5 protein-coding genes are annotated in these 6896 nt (G+C 64.9%); all 5 read left to right on the top strand.

Annotated features, from left to right (window positions below; genetic code table 11):
* A partial coding sequence (locus AC5JJ6_RS15300) for an STAS domain-containing protein (protein WP_496042879.1) occupies positions 1–430 on the top strand: 430 nt, incomplete at its 5' end.
* Positions 427–792 carry a response regulator gene (locus AC5JJ6_RS15295; RefSeq protein WP_044425965.1) on the top strand — a complete coding sequence of 122 codons (366 nt, stop codon included), beginning with the start codon at positions 427–429 and terminating at the stop codon, positions 790–792. The genes AC5JJ6_RS15300 and AC5JJ6_RS15295, both read left to right, overlap by 4 nt.
* Positions 793–798: 6 nt before the next feature.
* On the top strand, positions 799–3516 hold the full coding sequence (locus AC5JJ6_RS15290; RefSeq protein WP_496042878.1) for a chemotaxis protein CheW: 2718 nt from the start codon (positions 799–801) through the stop codon (positions 3514–3516).
* Positions 3517–3543: 27 nt separating this feature from the next.
* Positions 3544–6297, top strand: coding sequence for a methyl-accepting chemotaxis protein (locus AC5JJ6_RS15285; RefSeq protein WP_496042877.1), 2754 nt, complete (start codon positions 3544–3546; stop codon positions 6295–6297).
* Between the two features lie 113 nt (positions 6298–6410).
* On the top strand, positions 6411–6896 hold a 486-nt coding region (locus AC5JJ6_RS15280; RefSeq protein ID WP_496042876.1), incomplete at its 3' end, for a CheR family methyltransferase.

Below are 6896 nucleotides of genomic sequence, written 5' to 3'. Positions count from 1 at the left end.
CCTATTGATCGGATGCCCGGATACGTTTTCATCCGGCTGGGGCTCGGCTCGCCGAACTCCGCGTCAGTATCGAGTTGACGTAATTGACTTGTGGGAAAACAGGAAGTTGGCCGATCTGCTGCCCCTGATCCATTCGGAAGACGATGCCGGCAAAGTGACGCTGAGTCTGCCCGACGATCTGGATCTGCCAGTCGCGGGGCCGCTGGTCGAAAGCCTGCGGGCGGCATTCAATGAATATTCCGACATCGTGGTGATCGCGGCCACGGTCGAGCGTGCGAGCACCGCGGCGGTGCAGGTGCTGGTGGCCGCGACGCGCCATGCTGACTTTTCCGGACAACGTTTCGCGATCGCGGCGCCGTCGGATGTGCTGACGGATGTCTGCAACGACCTGGGGCTGGCCGGCTGGCTTGAGGAATGGAGCCTGAAATGAAGAAGAAAGTGCTGACGGTCGACGATTCGCGGACCATGCGCGAAATGGTGTCCTTCACCTTGCGCGGTGCCGGTTTCGACGTCGTGGAGGCGATCGACGGGCAGCAGGCGCTCGTCGTGCTGGCCAGCCATAAGGTCGACTTGATCCTGGCCGACCTCAACATGCCCAACATGGACGGCATCACGCTGATCAGGCAGGTCCGTGCCAGCGGCGGGCACCGTACGGTTCCGATCCTGATGCTGACCACCGAATCGGACGACGCCAAGAAGCAGGAAGGGCGCGCCGCCGGAGCTACCGGCTGGATCGTGAAGCCGTTCAACCCGGAAAAGCTGATCCAGGTCGTCCAAAAGGTCATGGGCTGAGTTGCGATGACCGGCGGTTATTCCGACGACCTCAGCCGCTTCAAGCAAACCTATTTCGATGAATGCGGCGAACTGCTTGCCGTCGCCGAAGCCGGATTGCTGCGGCTGTCGCCGCAGAACATCGATTTGGACGAGATCAACGCTGTTTTCCGCGCCGTCCACTCCATCAAGGGCGGAGGCGGCACCTTCGGTTTTTCCGATCTTGTCGCGTTCACGCACGAGTTCGAAGCCGTCATGGACCGGCTGCGGTCGCAGCAGATCGGCGTCACAACCGAACTCGTCGACGTCCTGATCCGCGCCAACGACGTCATGGCCCAGCTTCTGACCTGTGCCCGCGACAACCGCGCCACCCCTCCGGGACTGACCGATGCCGCCGCCGCCGATCTGAAGAGGTTTCTGGCAGCGGTCGCGGAGAAGACCGAAAAGGACGAGCCTGTCCCGGCGGACGGCCCCCTTCCGCAGCAGCCCGTTCGGCGGGAAGCACTGCGCAGCTTCGTCATCTATTTCCGGCCCAAGCAGGACCTTCTGCTGAGCGGCAACGAACCCGCATTCCTGTTGCGGGCGCTGAGGCGCCTGGGTGAAACCGAAATCGTCTGCGACGCCGGTCTGGTGCCGTCGCTTTACGATATGGAGGGCGAAAGCCTTTACCTTTACTGGCAGGTTTCCCTGACGGGAGCGACCGACGAAGCGGCGATCCGGGACGTGTTCGAGTTCGTGGTAGACGATTGTCAGGTCGATATCGTCGAAACGACCGGCCCCGCCGAGGGCGGCGAGGAAGAGGCTTTCGGCCTCTTTTCCGAGAACATGCCCTATGTGCCGCCCGGCCAGCTCACCGTCTATGACGGCGGTGCGAGCCCGGGCGCCGGCGGCGAGCAGCCGGCGGCCCCGACCGCCGCCCGGCCGGCCGGCGAAGCGGGGGGAAGCGGCGGCTCCGGCCTCGGCGGCCATACGATCCGCGTCGATCTCGACAAGGTGGACCGGCTGGTCAACCTCGTCGGTGAAATGGTCATCACCCAGGCGATGATTTCCGAACAGTTGCGCGACGTTCCGCCGGGCACGCTCCAGCAGCTCGTGGAAGGGCTGGAGGAATTGAGCCGGCATACCCGCGAGCTTCAGGAAAGCGTCATGGCGATCCGGGCGCAGCAGGTGCGGTCGGTGTTCTCCCGCATGCCGCGCCTCGTCCGTGAAGTGGCGGCTCAGACCGGCAAGGAAGTCCAGCTCGCGACCTCCGGCGAGACGACGGAAGTCGACAAGACCGTCGTGGAGAACCTGGTCGATCCGCTGACCCACATGATCCGCAACTCGATCGACCACGGGCTCGAATCCCCGGACGAGCGGGAGCGGATCGGCAAGCCGCGCAGCGGCACCGTCCACCTCTCCGCGCGGCACCGCTCCGGCCGCATCGTTATCGAGGTGGAGGACGACGGACGGGGGATCAACCGCCCTCGCGTCCTCGAAAAGGCCGTGGAGCGGGGTCTGGTCGCCGCCGGCGTCAGCCTGTCGGACGAGGAGATCGACAACCTGATCTTCCTGCCGGGGTTTTCGACGGTCGATACGGTTTCCGCCATTTCCGGGCGCGGCGTCGGGATGGACGTCGTCCGCCGCAACATAGCAAGCCTGGGCGGCCGGATCGGCGTCCATTCGACGCCGGGCGAGGGAACGAGGTTCGTCCTGTCGCTGCCGCTCACCCTCGCGGTGCTCGACGGCATGGTCATCTCGGTCGGCGAGCAGCGCTTCGTGCTGCCTCTGACCAACATCATCGAAAGCCTGCGTCCCAAGAGCGCCGACCTTCAGAGCGTCGCCAACCAGTACGACGTCATCATGGCGCGCGGCGAATATGTGCGCCTCGTCTACGTGGACCGCCTCTTCAGGATCGACAACGCCATCGGCGATCCGACGCGCGGACTGGTCGTGCTGGTGGAGACGGAGGAGGGCGGCCGCCTGGGGCTGGTCGTGGACGAAGTCCTCGGCCAGCAGCAGGTCGTCATCAAGAGCCTGGAGAGCAACTTTCAGCGTCTGGACGGCGTATCGGCGGCGACCATCCTGGGCGATGGACGGGTGGCCCTGATCCTTGACGTCGCCGGCCTCCAGACCATGAGCCGGCAGCACACCAACCGCGGTGCCCGCCGCCCGCCGCGGCGCTTGCCTGCTAGGGAACTCGAGACCATGGAAACAGGCGCTTCAGTCGCCCTGCCGAACGCCACGCGGGGCCAGATCGGTTCAGTCGCCAGCGGGCCGATCGCCGCCCAGGAGCAGTACGTCACCTTCACGGTCGGCACGGAAGAATATGGCGTCAACATCCTGTCGGTCCGCGAGATCCGGGGATGGACGCCGGAAACCAAGCTGCCCAACATGCCGGACTTCGTCCGGGGCGTGGTCAACCTGCGCGGCATCATCATCCCGATATTCGATCTGCGCGCCCGCTTCGGCGGCGGTCCGACCGAGGTGACGCGGCGTCACGTGGTGGTGGTGCTTCAGGTCGGCGACCGCACGCGAGGCATCCTTGTCGATGCGATTTCCGACATCCTTACGGTTGCCCGCGACGACGTGAAGCCGCCGCCCGACGTCGACAGCGGATTGATCGACCAGCAATACCTGAGCGGACTGGTAACTGCCGAAAACCGGATGGTGACCCTGCTCGACGTGACCCGATTGTTTGCCGGCGAGGCCGGCGAAGAACTCTCATCCTCTTCTATCCAGATCCCGCATCAGGCCCAGGCCTGATCAGTGCGCCGCGAGGAAATTCCCGACATGTCCGCGACCAACAGCAATTCCTTTCTGGCCCGGCTCAGCATCATCAAGCGCCTATGGTTGGCTTTCGGCCTGCTGGTCGTGCTGCTGGTGGCGGGTTTCGGGTATGGTGGATACAGCCTTCTCTCGGGTCAGAAAGATGTCTCGACGCTTTCGGTCATCGGCAACGATGTCAGGCTTGCCACGAACGTCCGGGGCGCGATCGCCAATTTCCGCGTCTTTTCGCGTCATTATGTCTTTACCGGCGACCCGAAGGTCATACCGCTGGTCCGCGAACGCCAGCGTGAACTCTCCGCCAGGATTGCCGCAGGTAAGGCCGAGATGGCCGATCCCGCCTTTCAGCGCGTGATGGCGGAGATCGACAGCCTCACCTCCAGCTACTTCGCCACCTTCGACAGGATCGCCGATTTCCGCACGCGCGAGGACGCCGTGTTCCGCCAGAAGCTGGAACCGGTGTGGGAGCGGGTCGCTGCCCGCCTTACCGAAATCAAGGACGCGACGGCTGCCGACGGTTCGACGCAGGCGGCGTTCGCCGCCAGCGAGGCCAAGGAGCACTGGCTGCTGGTAAGAACGTTCGCCGACCATCTGCTAACCACCGGCGACAGCGCCGCCAAGGCCAGTGTCGATGCGAACATCGGCGAGATGCGCGAGCACCTTGGAGAGTTGGACAGCGCCCTGAAGAACCCGCAACTCCGCAAATCGCTGGCCGACCTCACCGAGGAGGTCAAGTCGTACGTCGCCGATTTCCAGGAAGCGGTGGCTTCAAGCCAGGAAGCCATCCGTCTGCGTGACGACGTGCTGGTCGCCGCCGGACTGGAACTCAGCAAGAAGACCGACGAAATCGTCGAAGCCGCCGGCAGATCGGCGGTGGCTCTGGAGGCGGCCACGATCGAGGCCAGTCGGAACGCCCTGACCGTCACCCTGATCCTCGGCATCGTCTCGATCCTGACGGGCGTCGTCGCGGCGCAGCTGATCGCCAGAAGCATCACCATCCCCATCAACGGTCTGAGGAAGGTCATGACCGACCTGACCGAGGGCGATCTGGCCGTCACCGTGCCCTTTACCGGCAACAGCGACGAGATCGGCGACATGGCCCGCGCCGTGGACGCCTTCAAGACCGTCTCGGTCGCAGCGGTCCGCACCCGCATCGGGCTCGACAACGTCAGCGCCAACATCATGATGGCCGATGCTCAAGGCGCCATCGTCTATACCAACAAGGCCATCGTGGCCATGTTCTCCGCCTGCGAGAGCGACATCCGGAAGAGCCTGCCCAACTTCGACGTCAAGTCGCTGATCGGCACCAATATCGACGTCTTCCACAAGGATCCGTCGCACCAGCGCCGCCTGCTGGGCGGCTTGACGACGAGCCACAAGGGCATCGCCAAGGCTGGCGGGCATACGTTCCAGGTCAATGCGCACCCCGTCTTCGGCCAGCGCGGCGAACGGCTCGGCACCATCATCGAATGGCGCGATCTGACCGAAGAGATTCAGATCGAGGACGAGATCAGCGGCATCGTCGCCGGCGCGGTTCGGGGCGACTTCTCCAGCCGGGTCGATCTGACCGGCAAGACCGGTTTCTTCCTGACGGTCAGCGAAGGCATCAACAAGCTGGCCGCCAACGTTTCGGCCGTGGCCGAAGATCTGGCTGTTGTGTTGCAGTCGCTGTCGCACGGCGACCTGACGTGCAGGATCGAAAAAGATTACGAGGGCGTGTTCCAGCGTCTCAAGAGCGACTTCAACTCCACTGCCGAAAAGCTCTCCGATATCGTCAGCCGGATCAGCCAGTCCACCGCCGCGATCTCGGAAGCTGCCCGCGAAGTCTCGGCCGGTAGCCTGGACCTTTCGGAACGGACGGAGCAGCAGGCCTCCAGTCTCGAGGAAACGGCAGCCAGCATGGAAGAGCTGGCGGCGACGGTGCGCAGCAACGCCGACAATGCCAAGCAGGTCAACGAGGTCGCCTCGACGGCCCGGACCGCCGCCGACCGTGGCAGCAAGGTCGCCGGCGACGCCGTCGACGCCATGCGCAGGATCGACGCTTCCAGTCAGAAGATCAGCGACATCATCGGGGTGATCGACGAGATCGCCTTCCAAACCAACCTCCTGGCCCTCAACGCGGCGGTCGAGGCGGCGCGTGCCGGCGATGCCGGCTGCGGCTTCGCCGTGGTCCCCCAGGAAGTCCGGACGCTGGCGCAGCGCTCGGCCCAGGCTTCGAAGGAGATCAAGGCGCTGATCATCGACAGCAACACCCAGGTCAGGGACGGCGTCGAACTGGTCGGTGCCGCCGGGGGAGCCTTGTCGGATATCGTCGCGGGCGTCAGCCGCGTCGCCGATCTGGTCGCGGAGATCGCCCGCGCCACCGCCGAGCAGGCCAACGGCCTCGACGAGATCAACGGCGCCGTCGCCCAGATGGACGAAATGACCCAGAAGAACGCGGCGCTGGTCGAGGAAAGCTCGGCGGCGGCCCGGTCGATGGAAGGGCAGGCCCACGACCTCGGATCGCTGATTTCATTCTTCAGCGTGGCCGGCGGACTTGCCCAGCAGGATGCAGGGTTCGCGCAGGCGGGGCATGGCGGGCATGCCGGGTCGTCCCGCCCGGCGCCGCTGACCGTCCGCAAGGGTGTCGTTCAGGGACGTGGTGCCCCGGCGCGCGCCGGTGCACCACCCCGTGCGCCCGACGTCAAGCGGCCGGCTGCCCATGCGTCCACGCTGCGCCGCGTCGAAACCGCCGACGATCCCGACTGGAAGGAGTTCTGACCAGCGGTCGGAAAACCGTATTTGCGGCCTTTTGATGACATTTGCGGCCAGGACCGGGATGTCGGCATCCCAGGGGCGCAGCCCCCGGATGGAAACGGAATCGGAAAAACGACGTGACGGACAGATCGGCAGGAGCGAACAGATCGGCAAACGGGGGGCGGCAGCGTGAAGGCACGCTGCCGCGGTCCAGCGGCGAGCGGGAATTCCATTTCACCCGCGGCCATTTCGATCAGATCGCGGCGCTCCTCCAGCAGCTTACCGGCATAACGCTGGCCTCGCACAAGGTCGAGATGGTCTATTCAAGGCTGGCCCGCCGTCTGCGCGACCTGGACCTGCCAGATTTCGATGCCTACTGCGCTTTCCTGTCGAGCCAGCAGGGTGAGAACGAGATCGGCCTGCTGGTCAACGCCCTGACCACCAACCTGACCCGGTTCTACCGCGAACCTCACCACTTCGAGCATCTGGCCAAAGTCGTCCTGCCGCATGTCAGGGATTGCCAGGCGAAGGTCACGACCAAGCCGCGCCTGCGCATCTGGTCGGCGGGATGCTCGTCGGGCGAGGAGCCGTACACCATCGCGATGACGGTCCTGTCGACCCTG

The organism is Skermanella sp. (assembly GCF_059503625.1).
This window is presented reverse-complemented; position numbering and strand designations above follow the sequence as displayed.

Excerpts from the sequence above, each read along its gene's own strand:
- AC5JJ6_RS15295 (WP_044425965.1), top strand. The coding sequence starts at position 427 with ATGAAGAAGAAAGTGCTGACGGTCGACGATTCGCGGACCATGCGCGAA.
- AC5JJ6_RS15290 (WP_496042878.1), top strand. The coding sequence starts at position 799 with ATGACCGGCGGTTATTCCGACGACCTCAGCCGCTTCAAGCAAACCTAT.
- AC5JJ6_RS15285 (WP_496042877.1), top strand. The coding sequence starts at position 3,544 with ATGTCCGCGACCAACAGCAATTCCTTTCTGGCCCGGCTCAGCATCATC.